This window comes from Sinomonas soli, from assembly GCF_054782415.1.
This window is the reverse complement of sequence record NZ_BAAGSN010000006.1, coordinates 227,479-248,710: the sequence shown is the minus strand read 5'-3', so window position 1 is coordinate 248,710 and position 21,232 is coordinate 227,479. Positions and strand designations below refer to the sequence as shown.

18 protein-coding genes and 1 riboswitch are annotated in these 21,232 nt (G+C 73.6%); of the genes, 6 read left to right on the top strand and 12 right to left on the bottom strand.

Annotation, left to right across the window (positions count from 1 at the left end):
* Window positions 1-31: 31 nt before the first annotated feature.
* The 3 genes from ACYVKZ_RS06785 to ACYVKZ_RS06775 all read right to left on the bottom strand — a co-directional run bounded on the left by ACYVKZ_RS06785 (window position 32) and on the right by ACYVKZ_RS06775 (window position 5,770).
* A complete protein-coding gene (locus ACYVKZ_RS06785; RefSeq protein ID WP_460991552.1) occupies window positions 32-2,119 on the bottom strand; it encodes a mannosyltransferase YkcB-related protein in 2,088 nt (695 codons plus the stop codon).
* Window positions 2,119-4,317, bottom strand: a complete 2,199-nt coding sequence (locus ACYVKZ_RS06780; RefSeq protein WP_460991301.1) for an ArnT family glycosyltransferase — start codon at window positions 4,315-4,317, stop codon at window positions 2,119-2,121. The genes ACYVKZ_RS06785 and ACYVKZ_RS06780 overlap by 1 nt, the downstream gene beginning before the upstream one ends.
* Before the next feature lie 91 nt (window positions 4,318-4,408).
* Window positions 4,409-5,770 carry a bifunctional glycosyltransferase family 2/GtrA family protein gene (locus ACYVKZ_RS06775; protein WP_460991300.1) on the bottom strand — a complete coding sequence of 454 codons (1,362 nt, stop codon included), beginning with the start codon at window positions 5,768-5,770 and terminating at the stop codon, window positions 4,409-4,411.
* Window positions 5,771-6,000: 230 nt separating this feature from the next.
* Here ACYVKZ_RS06775 and ACYVKZ_RS06770 point away from each other — a divergent pair, with 230 nt between their 5' ends.
* Complete coding sequence (locus ACYVKZ_RS06770; protein ID WP_460991299.1) at window positions 6,001-6,909, top strand: DMT family transporter; 909 nt, start codon at window positions 6,001-6,003, stop codon at window positions 6,907-6,909.
* A 49-nt stretch (window positions 6,910-6,958) separates the two neighbouring features.
* Here the strand turns inward: ACYVKZ_RS06770 and ACYVKZ_RS06765 are convergent, their stop codons facing one another.
* Both ACYVKZ_RS06765 and ACYVKZ_RS06760 read right to left on the bottom strand, forming a co-directional pair.
* On the bottom strand, window positions 6,959-8,458 hold the full coding sequence (locus tag ACYVKZ_RS06765; protein ID WP_460991298.1) for a HAMP domain-containing sensor histidine kinase: 1,500 nt from the start codon (window positions 8,456-8,458) through the stop codon (window positions 6,959-6,961).
* Between the two features lie 2 nt (window positions 8,459-8,460).
* Window positions 8,461-9,201 carry a response regulator transcription factor gene (locus ACYVKZ_RS06760; RefSeq protein WP_066495139.1) on the bottom strand — a complete coding sequence of 247 codons (741 nt, stop codon included), beginning with the start codon at window positions 9,199-9,201 and terminating at the stop codon, window positions 8,461-8,463.
* A 167-nt stretch (window positions 9,202-9,368) separates the two neighbouring features.
* On the opposite strand from ACYVKZ_RS06760, the gene ACYVKZ_RS06755 reads away from it, so the two are divergent.
* On the top strand, window positions 9,369-10,370 hold the full coding sequence (locus ACYVKZ_RS06755) for a hypothetical protein (protein ID WP_460991297.1): 1,002 nt from the start codon (window positions 9,369-9,371) through the stop codon (window positions 10,368-10,370).
* A gap of 106 nt (window positions 10,371-10,476) precedes the next feature.
* Here ACYVKZ_RS06755 and ACYVKZ_RS06750 read toward each other — a convergent pair whose 3' ends face one another.
* On the bottom strand, window positions 10,477-11,283 hold the full coding sequence (locus ACYVKZ_RS06750; protein WP_460991296.1) for an aggregation-promoting factor C-terminal-like domain-containing protein: 807 nt from the start codon (window positions 11,281-11,283) through the stop codon (window positions 10,477-10,479).
* Between the two features lie 7 nt (window positions 11,284-11,290).
* A riboswitch (cyclic di-AMP (ydaO/yuaA leader) is annotated at window positions 11,291-11,483 on the bottom strand.
* Between the two features lie 642 nt (window positions 11,484-12,125).
* Here ACYVKZ_RS06750 and ACYVKZ_RS06745 point away from each other — a divergent pair.
* Together ACYVKZ_RS06745 and ACYVKZ_RS06740 are read left to right on the top strand one after the other, a co-directional pair.
* Window positions 12,126-12,950 carry a winged helix-turn-helix domain-containing protein gene (locus ACYVKZ_RS06745; RefSeq protein ID WP_460991295.1) on the top strand — a complete coding sequence of 275 codons (825 nt, stop codon included), beginning with the start codon at window positions 12,126-12,128 and terminating at the stop codon, window positions 12,948-12,950.
* Between the two features lie 55 nt (window positions 12,951-13,005).
* Window positions 13,006-13,542 carry a SixA phosphatase family protein gene (locus ACYVKZ_RS06740; protein WP_460991294.1) on the top strand — a complete coding sequence of 179 codons (537 nt, stop codon included), beginning with the start codon at window positions 13,006-13,008 and terminating at the stop codon, window positions 13,540-13,542.
* Here the strand turns inward: ACYVKZ_RS06740 and ACYVKZ_RS06735 are convergent.
* The 5 genes from ACYVKZ_RS06735 to ACYVKZ_RS06715 form a co-directional block, all read right to left on the bottom strand.
* A complete protein-coding gene (locus tag ACYVKZ_RS06735) occupies window positions 13,505-14,122 on the bottom strand; it encodes a hypothetical protein (RefSeq protein WP_460991293.1) in 618 nt (205 codons plus the stop codon). The two genes, ACYVKZ_RS06740 and ACYVKZ_RS06735, sit on opposite strands and share 38 nt — an antisense overlap.
* Window positions 14,123-14,159: 37 nt before the next feature.
* A complete protein-coding gene (locus tag ACYVKZ_RS06730) occupies window positions 14,160-14,804 on the bottom strand; it encodes a TetR/AcrR family transcriptional regulator (protein ID WP_460991292.1) in 645 nt (214 codons plus the stop codon).
* Window positions 14,801-16,834 (bottom strand): YhgE/Pip domain-containing protein, encoded by a 2,034-nt coding sequence (locus ACYVKZ_RS06725; RefSeq protein WP_460991291.1) that lies wholly within the window; start codon window positions 16,832-16,834, stop codon window positions 14,801-14,803. Before ACYVKZ_RS06725 ends, ACYVKZ_RS06730 begins: the two co-directional genes overlap by 4 nt.
* Window positions 16,831-17,511 (bottom strand): ABC transporter ATP-binding protein, encoded by a 681-nt coding sequence (locus ACYVKZ_RS06720; protein ID WP_460991290.1) that lies wholly within the window; start codon window positions 17,509-17,511, stop codon window positions 16,831-16,833. The genes ACYVKZ_RS06725 and ACYVKZ_RS06720 overlap by 4 nt, the downstream gene beginning before the upstream one ends.
* A gap of 111 nt (window positions 17,512-17,622) precedes the next feature.
* Complete coding sequence (locus ACYVKZ_RS06715; RefSeq protein ID WP_460991289.1) at window positions 17,623-18,513, bottom strand: helix-turn-helix transcriptional regulator; 891 nt, start codon at window positions 18,511-18,513, stop codon at window positions 17,623-17,625.
* 203 nt (window positions 18,514-18,716) lie between these two features.
* Between ACYVKZ_RS06715 and ACYVKZ_RS06710 the strand changes: the two genes are divergently transcribed.
* Both ACYVKZ_RS06710 and ACYVKZ_RS06705 read left to right on the top strand, forming a co-directional pair.
* A complete protein-coding gene (locus ACYVKZ_RS06710) occupies window positions 18,717-18,914 on the top strand; it encodes a hypothetical protein (RefSeq protein WP_460991288.1) in 198 nt (65 codons plus the stop codon).
* Window positions 18,915-18,955: 41 nt separating this feature from the next.
* Window positions 18,956-19,801 carry an aldo/keto reductase gene (locus tag ACYVKZ_RS06705; RefSeq protein ID WP_460991287.1) on the top strand — a complete coding sequence of 282 codons (846 nt, stop codon included), beginning with the start codon at window positions 18,956-18,958 and terminating at the stop codon, window positions 19,799-19,801.
* Between the two features lie 85 nt (window positions 19,802-19,886).
* Here the strand turns inward: ACYVKZ_RS06705 and ACYVKZ_RS06700 are convergent.
* Window positions 19,887-21,232: dihydrolipoyl dehydrogenase family protein (locus tag ACYVKZ_RS06700; protein WP_460991286.1), on the bottom strand; the 1,346-nt coding region annotated here is incomplete at its 5' end.

The window sequence follows — 21,232 nt, the reverse complement described above, 5'->3', positions numbered from 1 at the left end:
CCGCAGCACCCGCCGTTCCGGCACCCCACTCTCACCCGAGTCGGTAGACCGTGGTCCCGCCGATCGTCTGGGCGGCGTAGTTGGCCTCGACCCACTGGGCAATCTGGCGGGCAGCGTCGGAGCCCGAATCGCCTCCCATGAGCGAGGCCGCGATGAACCAGTGCACCCTGCCTTCCGCGACGAGCCGCTGGAACTGCTCGAGCGTGGGGGAGGGGTCGGTGCCGTTGAAGCCGCCCAGTGCCATGACGGGCTGCCCGCTCGCGAGCTGGTAGCCGGCGGCGTTGTTCGACCCGACCACGGCCGCGGCCCATGTGTACTTCGAGGCGTCCGCGGTCAGGGCCGCGACGAGCGCGGCCGACGGCCTGCTGGCACTCAGGAGGCCCGCCCCGCCCCCGCGCCCCCCGAAGCCTGCTGCGGCCCCGCCCTGCGGGCCGAAGCCCGTCGCCGCCGGGCCGCCCGTGCCCTGGCCGAACTGGCCCTGGATGAACTGGCGCCGGCCCCCGAACCCGCCCGGGCCCCCGAACCCGCCCGGGCCGCCGAACCCGAATCCCGAGGACGGGCCCGCGCTCACGATCGCCCCGGTGTGCGCGGTGGACACGGTCTGCACCGTGAAGGACAGCGGGCCGGCGAGGCCCGCGAGGAGGGCGAGGGCCGCCGTCGTCCGCGAGGCCCGGCCGCTCCAGCGTGGGGCGACGGGCACGCCGAACGGTCCCGCGAGCACACCGAGCGCCGCGGCGATCCCCGCGACCGCCGCCGCCGGGGCCAGCCAGGGGACGAAGCCCGTGGCGCGGCCCAGCAGGACGGCGCCCATGGCCCCCGCCGCGAGGACGGCCGCGGCCAGGACCGCCGCCTCGGTGCGCCGGGCGCGCCGGTGCCACAGGACGCCCGCGCCGAGACCGGCGAGCGCCGCGATGGCGGGGGCGAGTGCCACCGTGTAGTACTCGTGGATGATGCCTGCCATGAGGCTGAACGTGAGGCCCGTGACGAGGGCCCAGCTGCCCCACGCGATCACGGAGGCGCGCACCGGGTCGGTCCGTGGGGCGCGGCGCCCCACCCAGAGGAGGGCGGCCCCCAGGATGAGGGCGGAGGGCAGGAGCCAGGCGATCTGGCCGCCGAACGACTCCGAGAAGAGCCGGAGGAGCCCCGGCCGGCCCCAGCCGTTGCCGCCGCCCACCGAGCCGACCTCGTTGCCGTCGAGCCTGCCGAACCCGTTGTAGCCGAAGGTGAGCTCGAGGATCGAGTTGGTCTGGGACCCGCCGATGAAGGGCCGGGCGCTCGCGGGGGTCAGCTGGACGGCGAGGATCCACCAGCCCGCCGCGGCCACCATCGCGGCGAGTGCCCCGGCCAGATGGATCAGCCGTCGCCCCAGCGGGTGCGGTGCGGCCCACAGGTAGGCGAGCCCGAAGCCCGGGACCACGAGCAGGACCTGGAGCTGCTTGGCCAGGAACCCGACGCCGAGCAGGGCACCGGCCGCGATGAGCCAGCGCGCCGTCCCGTCCTGCACCGAGCGCACCGTGGCGTAGCCGGCCGCCGCCATGAGCAGCACGAGCAGCGCGTCCGGATTGTTGAACCTGAACATGAGCGCCGCTACGGGGGTCAGGGCGAGCGCGACGGCGGCGAGGAGGCCGCCGCGGTGCGCGGCGGCATCGCTGCCGGTCGCCGCCCGGACGGCCCTGCGCACCGCGAGGTAGAGGATCCCGGCGGTGGCGACGCCCATGAGGACCTCGGGGACGAGGATCGAGGCCGAGCTGAGCCCGAACACGCGCACGGAGAGGTCCACGATCCACAGCGACGCCGGCGGCTTGTCGACCGTGATCGAGTTCCCGGCGTCCGATGAGCCGAAGAAGAACGCCTCCCAGTTCTGGCTGCCGGCCTGGGCCGCGGCCGAGTAGAACGCGTTCGCCCAGCCGTTGGCGGTGAGGTTCCACAGGTAGAGCGCCGCGATCGCCGCGAGGACCACCGCGAGCTCGGCACGCCGGCGCGACGCCCCCGCCACCCCGGCACGCCCGGCGGCCGGACCCGCAGGACGTGGCCTCCAGGAGGTGACTCCCAGACGGCCGGGGCGGCGCGGGGGTGCCCCGGGCGCCCCGGGGGGCTCGTAGCCGAGCGTGCTGGCCATCACTTCACCAGCTTATAGACGGTCGTGGAGCCGACGGTCTGGGCCTGGAAGTTCGCCTCCACCCACTGGGTGATCGCGGAGGCGTCCGTGGTCCCCCCGCCGCGTCCGCCGAAGCCGCCGCCTCCTGCGATGTAGTACGTGACGTCGCCCTTGGAGACCAGGGCCTTGAACTCGTCGAGGCTCGGGTAGGGGTCGCTGCCCATGAAGCCGCCCATGGCGATGACGTTGGTGCCCGAGGCGAGCTCGAGGGAGGCCGCCGAATTCGCACCGGTGGTCGCCGCGGACCACGTGCTGGTGGTCTGCTTCAGGAGCGCCACCAGCGCGCTCGACGCCGTCGCCCCGCCGCCGGGGCCGCCCTGAACCTGCCCGCCGAAGCCGCCCGCTTGGCCAGGAGTGCCCGCCGGACCCGTGGCCGCGCCGCCGAAGGCCTCGCCGGCGGAGCCGTCGCGCGGGGCTCCCAGACGGTCGCGGAACTGCGCGAACCCGGCTCGCGTCCCGAAGCCGCCGCCACTGGACGGCCCCGAGGTCGGGATCGCGCCGCTGTGGCCCACCGAGGCCGTGGCGATCGTGAACGCCGCGGAGCCGAGCCCACCGGCGAGGAGCGCCGTCACGGCCAGCGCCACCGCACCGGCGCGGACGCTGCCCGCCCGGAAACGGTCCACCCGCACCAGGAAGCCCAGCGCGGCGAGGACGCCGAGCACCACCACCACGACCCGCAGCCACGGCAGCCACGACGCGTCGCGGCCCAGGAGCACCGCGGTCCAGACGCTCGTGCCGAGCACCGCCACCGCCAGGACGATCCGGGACGGCCAGTAGGACCTGCCCCTGAACAGCTCGGCGGCGCCGATGCCCACCACTCCGGCGATCCCGGGCGCAAGGGCGATCGCGTAGTAGTTGTGCACCGTTCCGGTCATGAACGAGAACACCAGGGCCGTGAGGATGGTCCAGCCGCCCCAGATGATCAGGGAGGCACGCACCCGGTCGGTGCGGACGGCCCGCCGGGTGAACCAGAACCCGGCCGTGAGCAGGATCAGGGCCGCGGGCAGGAGCCAGGAGATCTCCGTGCCGAAGGTCGGGCCGAACATGCGCGTGATCCCGGCTGCTCCTCCGAATCCGCCGCCCGGGCCCCCGCCCCCCGGCACGGCGCCGGCGAAGCCGCCGAAGCCCGCGCCGGCAGTCGCGCCCGAGCCGGCGGCAGCACCGGCGTCGGACGCCCGGTCCCGCACCGCGCCGCCGAAGCCGCCGCCGCGGTTGCCGAAGATGCGGGCGAGCCCGTTGTACCCGAAGGTGAGCTCGAGGAAGCTGTTGGTCTGCGAGCCGGCCATGTACGGACGCACGCTCGTGGGGGTCAGCGTGAACGCGGCGATGTAGGCGCCCGCGACGGCAACGAGGCCGCCCAGCGCGCCGAGCAGGTGCACGATCCGCCGCCGCAGCGTGGTCGGGGCCGCCCACAGGTACGCGAGGCCGAGCGCGGGGACGATGATGAGGCCGGCGAGCATCTTGGTCAGGAACGCGAGGCCGAGGACGGCGCCCACGCCGACGAGCCACTTCCAGCCGGCCTTCTCGATCGCCCGGACGGCCAGGTAGGCGGCGAGGACCAGGCAGAACGTGAGCATCGCGTCCGGGTTGTTGAACCGGAACATGAGCGCGGCGACCGGGGTCGCCGCGAGGGCGCCGCCCGCGATGAGGCCGGCGCCCGGCCCGCTCACGCGCTTCACTGCGGCGTACATGAGCGCGACCGAGGCCACGCCCATGAGCGCCTCGGGCAGGAGCATGGTGAACGAGTTGAAGCCGAAGATCCGGCCCAGGAGCCCGGGGATCCAGAACGCGGCCGGGGGCTTGTCCACGGTGATGGCGTTGCCGGCGTCGAGGGAGCCGAAGAACCACGCGGTCCAGTCCTTGCTCCCGGCCTGGACGGCCGCGGCATAGAACTCGTTGCCCCAGCCGGAGTTCGTCAGGTTCCACAGGTAGAGGAAGCCCGAGGCGACGACCAGACCGAACGCGGACGGCCGGGCCCAGCGGGGCTGGTCCGCGCCGAAGGCGACGCGGCGCCAGGAGGGCCGGGCGGGCGGACGACGGCGGGAGGAGGCCGCCGCCGTCCAGCCACCCGGGGCTGCGGGGGACGCGGTATCCGGGGTGCCCGCGCCAGCGGTGGGGATGGCGCCGGTACCGGTGTCCGGCGAGAGCGAGGTGGTCATGGGAGGGCCTTTCGGTCGGCAGGCTACGTCTGGGAGTCACCTTCTGGAGGTCACCTTCTGGGAGTCACCTCCTGGAGGTCGCCCCCGTGGGTCACGCGCGGCGGCGGAACACCCAGTGGCGGAAGAGGAGGAACTTGAGGGCTGTCGCGGCGAGGTTGGCGGCGACGAGAACGCCGAGCTCGAGCCACATCGCGGGGTCGGCGACCGTGTGCATCCAGGCGAGCGCGCCGGCAGTGAGGGCCCAGCCGAGGCCGAACACGATGAGCCCCTCGAGGTGGTGCCGCCCCAGCCGCTCTGCGCCGAGCACGCCGAACGTGAAGCGGCGGTTCGCGGCGGTGTTCGCCACCGCGGTGATGAGCAGGGCCACGAAGTTCGAGGCCTGCGCGTCCATGAACTCCCGCCCCAGGACGAACAGGGCCGCGTACGCGAGCGTCGAGGCGAGCCCGATGACCGCGAACCGCGCGAGCTGGCCGAACAGGCTCTGCCGTCGCCCGGCTTCCGCGGCGCGCTCGCCGGCCGGGAGAGGCCCGCGGGCGAGGGCATCGCGCAGCTCGGTGAGGGGGATGCGGCCGCGGGCCATGTCCTTGGTGAGCCGGTACATGCCCCGGAGGTCGTCGAGCGCCGTGCGGACCACGTCGACCTTCGAGTCCGGATCGTCCGTCCAGTCCACCGGGACCTCGTGGCAGCGCAGGCCGCAGCGCTCGGCGAGGACCAGGAGCTCGGTGTCGAAGAACCACGCGGTGTCGAGGGTGTGGGGCAGGAGCTGCTGGGCCACGTCCGCGCGGATCGCCTTGAACCCGCACTGCGCGTCGGAGAATCCGGCCCCCATGAGGGAGTGCAGCAGGAAGTTGTAGGAGCGCGAGACGAACTCGCGCTTGGGCCCGCGGATCACCCGCGAGGTCCGCGCCAGCCGGGTGCCGATCGCGAGGTCCGAGTGGCCCGAAAGGAGCGGGGCCACGAGCGGGCCGAGCGCCGCGAGGTCGGTGGAGAGGTCCACGTCCATGTAGGCGAGCACCGGGGCATCCGAGGCGAGCCACACCCGCCGGAGCGCGTTGCCGCGGCCCTTCTGCTCGAGGTGGACCGCGCGGACCTCGGGCAGCTCGCGCGCGAGCCGCTCGGCCACGCGGAGCGTCGAGTCGGTCGACGCATTGTCGGCGACCGTGATCCGGAACCCGTGCTCGAACGTGCGGGAGAGATGCGAGTGGAGACGCCGGACGCACTCCTCGAGGTCCTCCTCCTCGTTGTAGACGGGAACCGTGACGTCGAGGACGGGGATGCCCGCCGCGTCGAGCGCGTGCGCGTCGATGGCGGTGCCCGGGCGGAGTCCGGACACGAGGGAGGGGAGGCTGCCGGGATGGACGACGCCGCCGGCCGCCTGCGCGGTCGGCTCGCCGGAGGCCGGGGCCAGGGAGCCGGCGGCTGCGTCCGTGATGCTGGGGTCGGTGAGCGTCATGTACTGACTGTCGCGGGCTACCTTTTGACCGCCTTAGCGCGATGCTGTGGCGCTGCTGTGAGCGTCGGGGCGACCTCGCGCTCCCGCGGGGTGACCTCGCGCTCCCGCGGGGCGACCTCGGCGGGCGTGGGACGGGGACGATTCGGCCCAGCCCGAATCGTTTCGGAGGTCCGGGCCCCCGCCTAGAGTGTCATCGTGATCCACTCCACCGCCCGCCAGGACCGGGTCCGATGAGCCGCCGCGCCTGGGTCCTCTTCGCGGCGATGAGCCTCATCTGGGGCGTGCCGTACCTGCTCATCCGCGACGCGGTGCACGAGGTGAGCCCCGCCGTCGTCGTGTTCTCGCGGACGGCGATCGGCGCCGTCGTGCTCCTGCCGTTCGCCCGCCGGGGGATGCGCATCGTGTGGGAGCACCGCTGGCCCGTTCTCGCGTTCGCGCTGCTCGAGATGGTCGGCCCGTGGTTCCTCCTCAGCGACGCCGAGCGGTTCCTCACGAGCTCGCTGGCCGGGCTCCTCATTGCCTTTGCACCGGTGCTCGCCCTCGTCGTCGCGCGGCTGATCGGGCTCGAGAAGCGCATCGGCCGGCTGCGGATCGCCGGCCTCGCTGTCGCGGTCGGGGGAGTGGCCGCTCTCGGCGGCGGCGGCATGGAGGCTGCCGGGCCGTGGCCCGTGGTCGAGATGATGCTCGTGGCGGTGGGCTACGCGATCGCGCCGCAGATCGCCGCCACGAAGCTGCGCGATGTGCCGGCCCTGCCCATGACGGCGGCGTGCCTGACCGTCGCTGCGGCCATCTCCTCGCCGTTCGCCCTCATGTCCTGGCCCGCCCAGGCGCCGTCGGGGCTCGCGACCGGCTCGCTCGTGCTCTTGGGGCTGCTGTGCACCGCCCTCGCGTTCCTGCTCTTCTTCCGCCTCATCGCTGACGCCGGGCCGGCACGGGCGACGGCGATCGCCTACGTCAACCCGGTCGTGGCCCTCGCGCTCGGGGTCGCCCTCCACGGCGACCCGCTCACGCCGCTGATCGGCGCCGGCGCGGTGCTCGTCCTCGCGGGGACCTTCATGGCCACGCGCCGCAGCGCCCGCGAGGCCGAGCCTGCGCCGGCCGGCCCCGCGCAGGCGCCCTCCGGGCAGGCTTCGGGATGACCGAGCCGGCGCGCGATCCTCGGCGCGTGCGGCTCCCTCGGCGCGGGGGCTACGCGGCGGGCAGGTAGACGGCGAACTCGGTCCGGCCGGGCCTCGAGGTGACGTCGATGGAGCCGCCGTGGGCCTTGACGATGGCGTCGACGATGGAGAGCCCGAGCCCCGTGGAGCCCTCGCCCGTGGAGGTGCGCGCCTTGTCGGCGCGGGTGAAGCGGGAGAAGACGGTGTCCCGCAGATCGGCGGGGATGCCCGGGCCGTCGTCCGTGACGGTCAGCACGGCCTCTCCGGTCGCCGACCGGGCCGCCGCCGCGGTGACCGTGGTCCCCGCGGGCGTGTGCTTGCGGGCATTGCTCAGCAGGTTCACGAGCACCTGGTGGAGCTTCGCGCCGTCGGCCGTGATCTCGACGGGCTCCTCGGGCAGGTCGAGGCGCCACACATGGTCCGGTGCAATGACCTTCTGGTCCGTGACCGTCTCCACGAGCAGCTGGGTGAGGTCCACCGGCCCCCGCTTGAGCGGCTGGCCCTCGTCGAGCCGGGCCAGCGTCAGCAGGTCCTCCACGAGCCGGGACATCCGCAGCGACTGCGACTCCACACGCCCGAGCGATTCCGCGCCCTGGTCGGTGAGCGGCTCCGTCAGGCGCAGCATGTCCGTGTAGCCGCGGATCGCCGTGAGGGGGGTGCGCAGCTCGTGCGAGGCGTCGGCGACGAACTGGCGCACCTTCATCTCCGAGGCCTGGCGCGCCTCGAGGGCGCCGGAGACGTTGTCCAGCATCCGGTTGAGCGCGTTCCCCACCTGGCCGACCTCGGTCCCGGGGTTGGCGGCCGAGTCGGGAACCCGCACCGCGAGCGCCACCTCGCCGGCCTCGAGCGGCAGCTGCGCCACCTGTCCGGCCACGCGGGAGAGCTCGTCCAGGGGCTTCATGGTGCGCCGGATGATCACCGTGCCGAGCAGCCCGACGAGCACGAGCCCGCCGAGGGACACAGTGACGGTGGTGAGCACGAGCGATCCGAGGGTCGCCTGCATCGAGGTCAGCGGGAGACCGGTCACGACGACGTCGCCGTTGGCGACCTGGACGGCGACGAGCCGGAACGACCCGGCGCTGAGGTGCCGGTCGACGGCGCCGGTCGCGCCGCCCGGTCCGCCGGGGCCCTGGCTGCCAGCAGGGATCGCGGCGAGCGCATCGGCGTCGGACTGCGTGATCGAGACGATCTTGCCGTCGGCCGTGCGCAGCCCGCTCGTGACGAGGACCCCGTTGCTGATCCTCGCGCTGAGGGTGCCGGCGCCCTGGCCGGGCGCATCCAGCGGGTCGCGGCGGAGGCCGCCCGAGGGGGTGCCGAATTCCACGGCACGGTGGCTCGCCTGGGCCAGCTGCCCGTCGAGCTGCTGGGTGAGCACCCGGTCCATGGTCGCGTACAGGAGGGTGCCCACCACGGTGCAGATGCCCACGAGCAGGAGCATCACCACGAGGACGAGCTTGGTCCGCAGGTGCCACGTGTCGGGGTGGAGCCAGCTGCGCCCCGAACGCGGTTCCGCGCCCGAGAGCTTGCTCATGGTCATGCCTCTGCTGGCTTGATGACGTACCCGGCGCCGCGGACGGTGTGGATCATCGGGGCGCGGTCCACGTCGATCTTCTTGCGCAGGTAGGAGATGTAGAGCTCCACGATGTTGGCCTGGCCGCCGAAGTCGTACTGCCACACGCGGTCGAGGATCTGGGCCTTGCTGACCACGCGCTTGGGGTTCTCCATGAGGTAGCGCAGGAGCTCGAACTGGGTTGCGGTGAGCTGGATGTCGTCGCCCCCACGGGTTACCTCACGGGTGTCCGTGTTGAGCACGAGGTCGCCGACCACGAGCTCGGCGTCGTCCTGGGCGGCCACGCCGGAGCGCTGGACGAGACGGTGCAGGCGCAGCATGACCTCCTCCATGCTGAACGGCTTCGTGACGTAGTCGTCGCCGCCGGCCGCGAGGCCCGTGATGCGGTCCTCGACCGCGTCCTTGGCGGTGAGGAACAGCGCGGGCACCTCGGGCATGAACTGGCGGATGCGCGTGAGGGCCTCGACGCCGTCGAAGCCGGGCATCATGACGTCGAGCACGAGGACGTCGGGCCGGAACTCCCTGGCGGCCTTGACGGCCGAGGGCCCGTCCGAGGCCACCTGCACGCTCCAGCCCGCCATGCGCAGGCCCATGCTCATGAGCTCGGACAGGCTCGGCTCGTCGTCCACCACGAGGGCGCGGATCGGCGTGCCGTCGGGGTGCGTCAGCGCCGGCAGATTGTTGGTGGAGAAGGGGCTTGCCATGGTTCCAGCCTCCCTGTGACGGATTGTCCGAGCCTGAGCGCGGGCTGTGAACGCCCTGTGCACGCAAGCCTAGCCCGGTCACAGAAGCCGCAGGCGGCCGGCACAGCCCGGACACAGCATCCGCGCCAACCCTGATACCAGAACGCCGCACCCTCGAGGAGGACACCATGGACCACAACGATTCACCCCGCCCAGACGGGCACCGCCCCACCGAGCCGACCGTCCCGCAGGAGACGGTCGCCTCGCCGTACGGCGAGCACGGCGGCTACCGCGAGCACGACGACGCGTCCCGCCCGGGTGCCGCGCCCTCCGCCGGCTGGGGCGCGGCGCAGGAGCAGACCCAGCAGTACCCCGGCTGGGGCGCCCCGCAGCAGGGCGCGCCGCAGCAGGGCGCCCCGCAGCAGGGCGCGCCGCAGCAGGGCGGCGTCCGGCAGACCGACCAGACCCAGCAGTACCCGGGCTGGGGCGCCCCGCCGGAGCAGCTCTACGCCCAGCCCGCCCCGGGCTGGGGTGCGGCGGGGGGCAAGGGGCCGCACGCTCCTGCCGGGCGGTGGCGCGGCCTCACCTCGACCCAGAAGGGCGTCGCGGCTGCGGCGGCAGCCGTCGTGATCGCCGGAGGAGCCGGCGCCGCCGTGTGGGCGGCGAACTCCTCCAACGCGTCCACGGACAGCAGCGCCGCGAACGGCTTCGGCGGCGCGGCCGGCCAGGGCGGGTTCGGCCCGCAGGGCGGCACGGGCGGCCAGGGCGGAACCGGCCAGCAGGGCGGCAGCGGGGCCCAGGGCAGCACGCGCGGCTTCGGGGGCGCCGGCGGGGTCGGCATCGGGATGCTCGGCCAGATGCTGCACGGCGAGTTCGTCGTGGTCCAGGGCAGCACGAACGTCACGATGGTCGAGCAGACCGGCACGGTGACGGCCGCATCCGGGCAGTCCGTCACGGTCAAGAGCAGCGACGGCTTCCAGCAGACCTACGCGCTCTCGTCCTCGACCCAGATCGCCGCCCGCGGGATGCGGGGACGCGGTGCCTCCGGCAGCGGGACCTCCGGCACCGAGACCCTCGCCCAGGGCGAGACGGTGAGCGTCATGGCACTCAAGGACGGCCTCGCGGCCCAGACGGTCATGATCACCGGCACCGGAACTGGAACCGGGACGGGTTCCGGCACCTCGAGCTGAAGCGGCCCTCCGCGGGATACCACAACGGCGCCGCCGGCCTCGAACGTGAGGCGGGCGGCGCCGTCGTGCGCAGCGGGGCGGCTCAGGCCGTGCCCGGCAGCAGCCCTCAGTACCAGTTGTGGGCGAGGTGGAACGCGAGAGCGTTCGCGGGCGAGCCGTAGCTCTTCTTGATGTAGTCAAGGCCCCAGTCGATCTGGGTCTTGTAGTTGGTCTGCCAGTCCGCGCCCACGGACGCCATCTTGCTGCCCGGGAGAGACTGCACGATCCCGTAGGCCCCGGAGCTGGCGTTGGTGGCCGTGGTCGACCAGCCGGACTCCTTGTTCCACAGCGTGACCAGGGCGCTCATCTGGTCCTGTCCCCAGCCGAACGCCGAGAGCCGGCTCGCGGCGTAGGCCTGGGCGGCCGCCGGGTCGTTGACCGGCTGTGCCGCCGCGGCGGCCTTGGCTGCGGCTGCGGCTGCCTGGTCGGCTGCGGCCTTGTCCGCCGCCGCCTTGTCGGCTGCGGCCTTGTCCGCGGCACTCTTGTCGGCTGCGGCCTTGTCCGCGGCAGCCTTGGCAGCGGCGGCCTTGTCGGCTGCCGCCTTGTCTGCTGCCGCCTTGTCCGCAGCGGCGCGCGCATCGCTGCTCGCCTGGGCGAGCGCGCTCGGCTGGCTCGGGCTCGGGGTCTGCGCGGCGGCGGACGCCGAGGGGGCCGTCACCGAGGCGGTGCGGGCGAGGTCAGCCGAGTTCGCGGTGGCTGCCGCGCCTCCGCCGGCAACGGCGAGGAGGCCGAGGGACAGGGCGACGACCGCGCTCCGGTTGCCGAAGCGGTCAGTTCCCTTCTTCGCGGCACGGGCCAGGGCGGAACGGTTCGGGGCGACGGCTCGGCGTCGGCCATGAGGGCGCGCGGAAGCGCGGTCAGGGGTCTTGCTCACAAGCGTAAGGGCCTCTCGTTTGCGCCTGCGAAGTTAGCTGTCGGGTTCGGATGAGAGTCATCCGGCCCGGCCAGTGGCACGGGCTTCACCCCGAGGCCGCCATGAATGCGCGTAGCACTGGGCGCGGCCGCTGAGTGGGTCCTCCGTCTCTGCCTCCTACGTCCCCCCAGGCCGTCGGCAGAGCTCGGCGGACAGGGCCTGAGGGATGCCAGCCGTGGGGCGGGCACCAGACCACTGTAGGGGAACCGACCCCTGATTGTCACATTTGGGTAACAGCAGATTCGTCAGCTGCCGGACCGGGCAAGCAGCCGCGCCCGCGTGCGGTGTAGACCATGTGGTCCGGCCATGTCCAGCCGCGCGAAGCTGCGGCGCGCCTGCGTGTCGAGTCACGTCCACGGTGTGAGATCGGCCGCGCACGGCCTCACCCGCCCCCAAAGGCCAGAGTGGTCGAATATTGTTCGACAAAGAGCCGACCGCTTCTCGAAACTGTGAAAATATCTGTTCACATTCTCAGATCACCGAATTGTGATTCCTATCACAACCCTCGCGGTCTGTCTCGCATGGTGAGACAAACCCGACAATGTTACTTGCCTGTAGCCATTGTTACGGGACACACTCTCACTGTGAACAAAGACTCAGCAGCACCTGCAGCCGCAGACCGCCGCCTCGCCGGGACACCCTCCGGCCGAACCGCATGCTGCTGTCGAATGCCGAGCTAACTGCACCACCCCAGCACTCAGCCCCAGTCTTTTCGCCGCCCAGCGTCGGGCATCCACCGCCAGGCGGGCGCTTCTGCTCCGCATTCGAAGCCTTCACGGCTAGCAGTCTCACGAGGTTCATCCATGTCTGTTGCATCCGGCTACGTCCACATCTCTGTCCGCAACGCCCAGAAGGCCCAGAAGCCGGGCCACCGCCAGCCCTTCAGTGCCCACTTCGGCGGCGCCGAGGCGTACCAGCACGGCGCCGCCGCGGCCCGCACCCCGTCCCTGGGCGCCGTCCAGGACGCCGCGCCCATGACAGCCCCGACCCCGGTCATCCAGCCGGGCGCCGAGCCGGTCCGCGCGGTCACGGCGGACAACGTCGCCCACGGCTTCGTGCTCTACGTGGGTCTCTCCGAGCAGCAGGCCGCCGCCGCCGGGACCTCGATCGCGCGCATCGCCCAGGAGCTCCGGGCCTACGCCCAGTCGCTCGTCGAGGGCGTCGAGAGCTACGCCGCGGTGGCCGTGGCGCCTGCGAGCGCGCCGGGCTCCCCGCTCGACGTCGTGCGCTCCACCTTCGGCGACCCGACCGTGTCCGTCCGGCAGCCGCGCCCGGAGCCGCGCCCCGCGGTGTCCGATTCCCGCCCTGCCGGCGTGCTCATCGACCTCGCCCGGCGGGAGGTGCACCTCGACGGCGAGACGCTCAACCTCACGTTCAAGGAGTTCGAGCTCCTGAACTACCTCGTCGAGAACGGCACGCGCACCGTGAGCCGGGACGAGCTCCTCGAGAGCCTGTGGAAGAACGCCGAGGAGGTGCCCAACGAGCGCACCATCGACGTCCACATCCGCCGCCTGCGTTCCAAGCTCGGCAGGCTCGCGAACACCGTCCGCACGGTGCGGGGCCAGGGCTACCGCTTCTACGAGCACCCCGAGGTCATCGTCTGGGCCGCGCCCGAGTACTCGATCTGACGGTCCGCCGATCCGGCCGCGGCCGGGCCCTGCTGCCCGGCCGTAGGCTGGTGGCGTGAGCAAGCACCACCTCAAGCGCCTCATCGTCCTCCGCCACGCGAAGGCCGCGTGGCCCGAAGGGGTCCCGGACGCCGAGCGGCCGCTCGCCGAGCGCGGGCACGCGGACGCCCCCGAGGCGGGCAGATGGCTCGTCAAGCACCACGTCATCCCCGACTTCATCCTCTGCTCGACGGCGCTGCGCACCCGCCAGACCACCACGTGGGTCTGCGAGGAGCTCGGGGACCGGGCACCCACGCCGAAGCTTGAGTCCGGCCTCTATGCGGCGAGCGCCGCGCGCATGCTCGCCGTGGTCAACCACGTCCCGGAGACGGTGCGGTCCCTGCTGATCGTCTCCCACATGCCCGGCGTGCAGGACCTCGCGCTGCGCCTCGCCTCGCGCGACTCCGACCAGGACGCCTACATGGACGCCGCGAGCCACTTCCCGACCACCGGTCTTGCCGTCTTCGAGACCGAGACGCCCTGGGCCGAGCTCGACGGCCAGGATGCCCGGCTGGTCAGCTTCGCCGTGCCGCGTTCGAAGAAGAAGGGCTGACGCGGCTCCGCGTCTGGGCTGGCGTGCGCGGCGCTCCGGCGCGCTGGGGCGTCCGTGCCGCGGTGCTGCGGGCCCGGGCCGGGGCCGCTCTCGTGGGGGCAGGCTTTGCAGCGGACGACGGCGCGCGGTTCGGACGGCGCGCGCCCGCACCGGCGGCGGGGCGGGCCCGCACGGCGGGCCTGCGGGACTCGGGCCAGACGGCTCCGCCCAGCAGCATCGCGAGCGTGGCGGCGGCGGCCACCAGGGCGCCGAAGAAGAACGGATCGGCGTCGCGGCTCGAGACCGTCGTGACGCTGTTCGGATCCTGGTCCCAGGCGAGGCCGAGCAGGCGCAGGAATGCGAGTCCGGAGCCGATGGCCAGCGACGAGCCCACCGCGGCGAGCCCCGCGATGAGGTAGCGCGACATGCCCAGCACGGCATAGAGGGCGCAGGCCACGAACGCGCCGAGGCCCGCGAGCGCGAGGGCGGCCGCGCCGCCGTCCAGGGTGAGGCCCGCGACGACGCACAGGAGGACGGCCGCGCCCGCGGCCCAGAGCGTCGCCCGGGCGCTCGTGCGCAGGGGGCGGAAACGGCTGGCCATGCCTCCAGTGTGACAGCAGCCAGTGCTGTTGCTGCTGTTACTGCTGTTGCTGGGGCGATGACGTGTCGCCTGCCGGCCGCCCGAGGCCGAAGGCTCCGGCCGCCACGGCCACGACCGCCTCGACGGCAGGTTCCGCCGGCTTCGCCGGCACCGCGGAGACCCGGTCCACGCCGACCATGAACGCCGCCCCGAAGAGGGCGGTGGCGACCACCTCGAGGTCCTGGCCCGGAGCCGGCCGCACCTGCGCGGCCACCCGCTCGAGGGCCGCGCGGATCTCGGCGAGCACCACGGCCCGCATCCCGGCGAGTACCGGCTGCCACGTGCCGCCGGCGCGCCACTGCTCGCCCATCCACAGGCGCACGAACGCCGGGTACGCCTCGATGAAGTCCAGCGCCCGGCCGACCATGCCGCGGACCTCGGCGAGGGGCTCCGGGCCCGCCCCGGCCGCCTCGGAGGGGCGTCGCAGGGCGTCCATGAGGATCTCCATGCCGTAGTCGAGGAGCTGGGCCACGAGCTCGTTCTTGCTGCCGAAGTTGTAGTAGACCGTGCCCTTGGCGACTCCCGCAGCCGCGGCGATCTCGTCCACGGTCACCGCCTCGGCCCCGCGTTGGCCGATGAGCTCGATTGCGGCGTTGAAGAGCCGCTGCCGGGTCGCGAGGGTGCGGGGCGTCGCGCGGCTCATACCGTGATCTCCGGTTGGAGGGCCTTGAGCCGCCAGGTCATGTTCTTGCGGGTGCCGAGGAGGTTGAGCACCCCGCCCAGCAGGGTGTAGCCGATCAGGCCCAGCACGATCGGCAGGATGCCGGACGTGTCCCCGCCGTAGATGAGGTGCCGCATGCCCGTGACCACGTAGCCCATGGGGAGGACCTGGTGCGCCACCTGGAACGCGGCGGGCGTCACCTGCCAGGGGAACGTCCCGCCCGAGGAGACGAGCTGGAGGATGAGCAGGATCAGCACCACGAACTTCCCGCTCGTCCCCAGCAGCGAGATGATGCCCTGGATCAGGGCGCTGAACGCGATCCCCCCGAGCATGAGGAACAGCCACATGAGCAGCGGGTGCGCGGGGTCCAGGCCGAGCGCGAAGTCGACCACCGCCGTCAGGAGGGTCGCCTGCGCCGCCGAGACCACGGCGAACGGCAGCCAGCCTCCGAGCGCGACCTTCCAGGCCGGGGCGTTCGAGGCGAGGGCGCGCAGGGTGAACGGGCGCATCGCCTGGGTCAGCATGAAGATGCCCACCCACATCGCCAGGGAGAGGAAGAAGGGGGCGAGCCCCGCGCCGTAGGAGGCGGCCTTGGTCTGCGCCGCGTGCTCGACGGCGACCGGGTCGCCCATGACGTTGGCGAGCTGCTGGGTCTGCTGCTGGGAGGGGTTCGGTACCTTCCCGGCCCCGGCCGCGAGGCCCCGGGCGAGGTCGTGGGAGCCCGCGTCGGCCTGCGCGGCGCCGTCTCGGAGCTGCGCCGCGCCGGTGTCGAGCTTCGCCGCACCGGCATCGAGGGTGCGGGTCCCGTCCAGCGCCGCGTGTTCGCCGGAGGCGAGCTGCGCCGCCCCCGCGGACAGCGAGCGGGCGCCATCGTCCGCCTGCCCGATCGCCCCGGTGAGGGCCGGCATGCCCGCGGCGAGCTGCGCGGCGCCGTCGGCCACCTGCTGGGAGCCGGCCGCGAGCTGCTGGACCTGCCCCGCGGCGGTGTGCAGCTGCTTCGCGGCGTCGGCGGCCGGTGCCGAGGCCTGGGCGGCGAGGTCCGAGACGACCGCGTCGGCCTGGGCCTGGGTGAGCACGCCCGATGCCACGAGGGCCTGCGTGCTCTGGCGGGCGCGGTCCGGCAGTGCCGCGTTCGCGGCGTCTGCGGCAGCCACCGCGGCCTGGACCTTGCTGCTGAGGGCGGCGTTGCCCGCGGCGACCTGCGCGGCACCGTCGGCGAGGCGCCGGGTCTCCGCGGGAAGCGGGCCGGTGGAGGTGCGCAGCGTGTCGAGGCCGGAGGCGAGCTGGGCGGACCCGTCGCGCAGCTGGTCGGCACCGCTGCTGAGCCGCTCCTGTCCGGCCAGGAGCTGGCTCGTCCCGGTGTGCACCTGGGCGGCCCCGTCGGCGAGCTGTGCCGAGCCGCCCTTGAGCGAATCCAGCCCGGCGGCGAGCCTGTCCGCGCCGTCGGAGGCCGTGGCCAGCTGGGCGTGGATGGTGCCGTAGCCCGAGAGGAGCCGGGCGGCCGTGTCCGTGCCGACCTCCTTGGCCACGGAATCGTGGACGGCGGTGGTGACCTTGTCCACGATCGTGGACAGGAGGTAGTTGTTCGCGTCGTTCGTCGTGACCTTGAGCATGGCCTGGTGCGCGGCGTCGAAGCCCGCGGGGGAGGCGAGGTTCCTGGAGAAGTCCGCCGGCAGGGTCAGCGAGAATGAGTAGGTGCCCTTCCGGACGTCCTCGTCGGCCTCGGCGGTGCTGGCCACGCGGTGCCAGTCGAACAGGTGCCCGTCCACGAGGCTCCCGGCGACCTGGCCGCCGGCGTCGAGGCGCGAGCCGTCGGGCAGCTGCGCGCCCTGGTCCTCGACCACGAGGGCGGCCGGGATCCGGTCCAAGTTCTTGTACGGGTCCCAGTTCGCGTACAGGTACACGGCACCGTAGAGGAGGGGGACCACGGTGAGCGCGAGGATCGTCAGCTTCGGCAGCAGGCCGTAGGTCATCCGCTTGAGCTCGGAGCGCGCCAGGCGCAGGACAGTCATGCGTGCACCTCCGTCAGGTCCGCGTCCTGGGCGTCCTGCTGGACCGCGTTGCCGATCTCGGCCGTCGGTCCGGCCCAGCCGTCCGGGACGTCCCCGACGGCGGCGACGACGGCGAGCGGCCGCCCCGGGCGGGCGGCGGTGGCAGCGAGGAAGGGCAGCCACGCGGACGGGTCGTCCGTGTGGCGGTCGGGGGAGTCGAGCACGAGGATGGCGGTCTCCGGATTGGCGAGCGCGAGTGCGGTGAGGAGCTCGGTGCGGCGCGCGGCCGGGAGGTCCTGGGCCCACTCGCCCGCGATGTCGGCGAAGGCGTTGACCGTCAGCCACGCCTCCGGCCGGATGGCGCCGCGGTAGCGGCGCGGGAGGAGGGCGAGGTCCTCGGCGACGAGGTCGCGCACCCGCAGGTGGAGTTCGGCCTCGTTGACCTCGGGGGCGTCGACGATCGCGCTCACGCGGCGCAGCGCACCGAGGTCCCGGCGCGCGTTCGCCTGCGGGGCGCCCCAGCGGACCGTTCCACTGCTCGGCGCGCAGCGGCCGGTGGCCGCGAGGGCGAGGGCGGTGCGGTGCTCCTGGCCGTCCCCGCGCACGAGCGTGAGCTCGCCGGGGGCCGCGTCGAAGGAAGTGAGGGGAACGAGGTCGCCGTGCCGCCCGGCGACTCTCAGGGCACTAACTGAAAGCATGCTACCGATTCTAGTAAAACTGACCGGTCAGTACAAAGTTGGCACCGTAGGGCCGCCCATCGGGCCGTCGGCGCGGCGGGGGCGCGGCGCGGAGGGTTGGTGGCCCCGGCGTCAGGGGAGGCGGGGAGCGGCGGGGCGGGCGGCGTCGTCGGGCGACCCCTCCGTCGAGCCGTCCGCGCCGAAGCTGCCCAGCAGCGCGAGGGAATCCGCCGAGGCCGAGCCGGGCGCGGCGGTGAAGACCCTCAGGGTCTGGTCGGGGTCGTGCCGCGGGGCGAGGTCCTCGAAGGCCAGCTCAAGGTCTCCCACCACCGGGTGGCGCAGGCGGAGCGTCCCGGCGTGCGTGGTGACCACCCGGTGGCCGGCCCACCACTGCCGGAACTCCTCGCTGTGCACGGCGAGGTCGCCCACGAGCTGGTTCGCCTGGGGATCGTTGGGATGCCGGCCGATGTCCACCCGCAGGGCGCCCGCCGCCTCGGCCGCGACCGCCTGCCAGTCCGTGAAGAGCTCGCGCGCGGCGGGGTCCAGGATCATCCAGCGCGTGAGGTTGCGCTCGCCCACCGGCATGGCGGGGAAGTCCGCCAACAGCAGGAAGGCCAGCCGGTTCCCGGCGAGGACGTCCGTGCGGCGCCCCAGCACGAGGGCCGGCACGCTGGCCACCGAGGCCAGCAGCTGCCGGAGCGCGGGGCGCACGGTCTCCGCAGGCACGGGGGTCCGCTGCGAGAGGGCGCAGTGCTCGAGCAGGTCCACCATGTGCGCGCGCTCGCCCTCGTCGAGGCGCAGCGCGCGCGCCACCGCGTCCAGAACCGAGCGGGAAGGGTGGATGTTGCGGCCCTGCTCGAGCCGGGTGTAGTAGTCGGTGCTGACCCCGGCCATGAGCGCGATCTCCTCCCTGCGCAGGCCCGGTACCCGCCGGCTGCCCGCCGCCGGGAGCCCCGCCTCCTGGGGCGAGAGCCGCCCACGCATTGCCCTGAGGAACCGACCGAATTCCGCGCTCTGACCCATGGGTCCATTCTGGCCGGGAGCCGGCCCCGGTTCCACGGCCAGCGGACGCTGAGGGTAGGCCTGCCACTCCTAGGAAGCGCAGGGTACCGCTTGCGCGATGACAATCGTGTGCCGGCCGCCGTAGCGTGGAACGCGTACCGCACCGGGGCGGAGGCCGCCCCGCGGGGGCGGTCCGCCGTCCCACTCCTCGCAGAAGAAGGACCATGGACCACTCGGCGTCGATCGCCTATGCCCTCGTCATGCCCCTCCGCCACCATGAGGCGCGCAGCGCCCTGCCGGACGCCCCCGTGGTGGACGACCGCGGGGACCTCAGCCGCCGGACCGCCGCTGTCCGGGCCCGGCTCGCGACCGCGCTCCACCGGCTCGCCTGGGCCGTGGAGCCCGGGCAGCAGACCCTGTAGCAGCCAGAGCAGGACCACCCACCAGAGAAGGAGGAGACCCCATGTCCCCAGCACCGCAGAGTTCCGTCCCCACCCTGGCGCTGAACAACGGCGTGGAGATCCCGCAGCTCGGCTTCGGCGTGTTCCAAGTGCCGCCCGAGGAGACCCAGCGCGTGGTCGAAGAGGCGCTCGAGGCCGGGTATCGGCACATCGACACCGCCGCCGCCTACCGCAACGAGGCCGGCGTCGGGGCAGCCCTCGCCGCAGCCGGCATCCCGCGCGAGGAACTGTTCATCACCACCAAGCTGCGCAACGGCGACCAGGGCCGGGCCCGCGAGGCGTTCGAGGACAGCCGCTCCGCCCTCGGTCTGGAGTACCTGGACCTCTACCTCATCCACTGGCCGGTTCCCTCGCAGGACCTGTACACCACGGCGTGGGGCCAGCTCGAGGAAGTCTATGCACAGGGGCTGGCGCGGGCCGTCGGCGTCTCGAACTTCCTCCCGGAGCACCTGGACAGGCTGCTCGGCGAAGCGACCGTGACCCCGGCCCTGAACCAGATCGAGCTCCACCCGACCTTCCAGCAGCGCGCGCTCGCGGACCTGTGCCGCTCCCGGGGCATCGCCGTCGAGGCCTACAGCCCCCTCGGCCAGGGGGTCGACCTCGACGCGCAGGCGGTGCGCGATGCCGCGGCCGCGCACGCCGCCACCCCGGCGCAGGCGGTGCTCGCGTGGCACCTCGCCCAGGGCACCATCGTCATCCCCAAGACGGCGACGCGGGAGCGGATGGCCGAGAACCTCGCCGCCGCCGCGCTGACGCTCACCGGTGCCGAGGTCGAGGCGATCAGCGGGCTCGAGACGGGCGAGCGCATCGGCGGCGACCCGGCCACCGCCGCCCACACCCAGTTCTGACGGCTGGCCCGCGCCGGGCGCCGGGTGCTGGCCGGCGCGGGCGCCGCGCTCTGGCCCGGGCTCCCCGCACCTTGCGGGGTCCGGGTCAGAGGCCGTACGCCTCGAGGAATCGCAGCCAGACCTCGCTGATCGTCGGGAAGGCCGGCGTGGCGTGCCAGAGCCGCTCGAGCGGGACCTCGCCGGCAATCGCGATCGTGGCCGCGTGCAGTAGCTCGGCCACGTCCGGGCCGGCGAAGCACGCGCCCACGAGCGTGCGGGTGTCCTCGTCGACGAGGAACTGGGCCCAGCCCTCGTAGCCCTCCGCGTGCTGCCAGGCGCCTGCCACCGAGATCGGAAGCTCTACCGGGCGCACGCGGATGCCGGCCTCCCATGCGTCCTCCTCGGTCAGTCCCACCGAGGCGATCTCCGGATCGGTGAAGACGACGTGGGGCACGGCGAGGACGTCCGCGGTGCGTGCCCAGCGGCTCCATGGGGCCGGAGCGGCGCCGCCCAGCTCGCCCCTGGCGCGGGCCACGATCGCGTCGCCCGTGATGCGGGCCTGGTACTTGCCCTGATGGGTCAGCTTGGGGCCGCCCGAGCAGTCGCCCACCGCGTACAGCCACGAGAGCCCCTGCACGCGGCCGGACTCGTCGACCTTGAGGGACGGCGGCTCGATCCCGAAGGCGGGCAGGCCCAGCCCGTCGAGTGCCGCGCGGCGGCCCGCGGCGACGAGGACGCGCTCTGCCACGAGCTCGCGGCCGCCCGGGAGCGTGAGGCGGGCCGCGCCGTCGTCCGTCAGGTCCGCGCGCTCGGGGCTGACGCCTTCGAGGATCTCCACGCCGTCGGCGCGCAGCCCGTCGGCGACGAGGGCGCGTGCGTCCTCGGGGAACGCGCTCAGGAACGACCCGCGCGCGAGGACGGTGACCTTGGAGCCGAGCCGTGCGAAGGCCTGCGCGAGCTCGGCGCCCGCCACGCCCGCGCCGATCACGGCGAGGCTCTCGGGGATCTCCTGGGCGCTCGTCGCGTCGGGGGTGGTCCAGGGGTGGATGCCGGCCAGGCCGGGGATCTTCGGGAGGGAGGGCACCGAACCCGTCGCGAGCACGACGGCGTGGCGCGCCGTGAGCGCGAAGTGGTTGCCGTCGTCGCCGGTCACCCATAGCCGCTTGGCGCCGGTGAGGCGGGCGGTCCCGCGGAGGACGGCGATGCCCGCGCCCTCGGCCCACTCGACCTGCGAGGAGTCGTCCCAGTTGCTCGAGGCCTCGTCGCGGTGGGCGAGGACCGCCCGGACGTCGAGGTCCCCGGTGACCGCCTCGCGCGCGCCGGGGACGCGGCGGGCGGCGCTGAGCGCGGTCCCCGGGCGCAGGAGCGCCTTGGACGGTTCGCAGGCCCAGTAGGAGCAGGCGCCGCCGAGGAGGCTGCGCTCCACGATGGCCGCCGTGAGGCCTCCCTTGA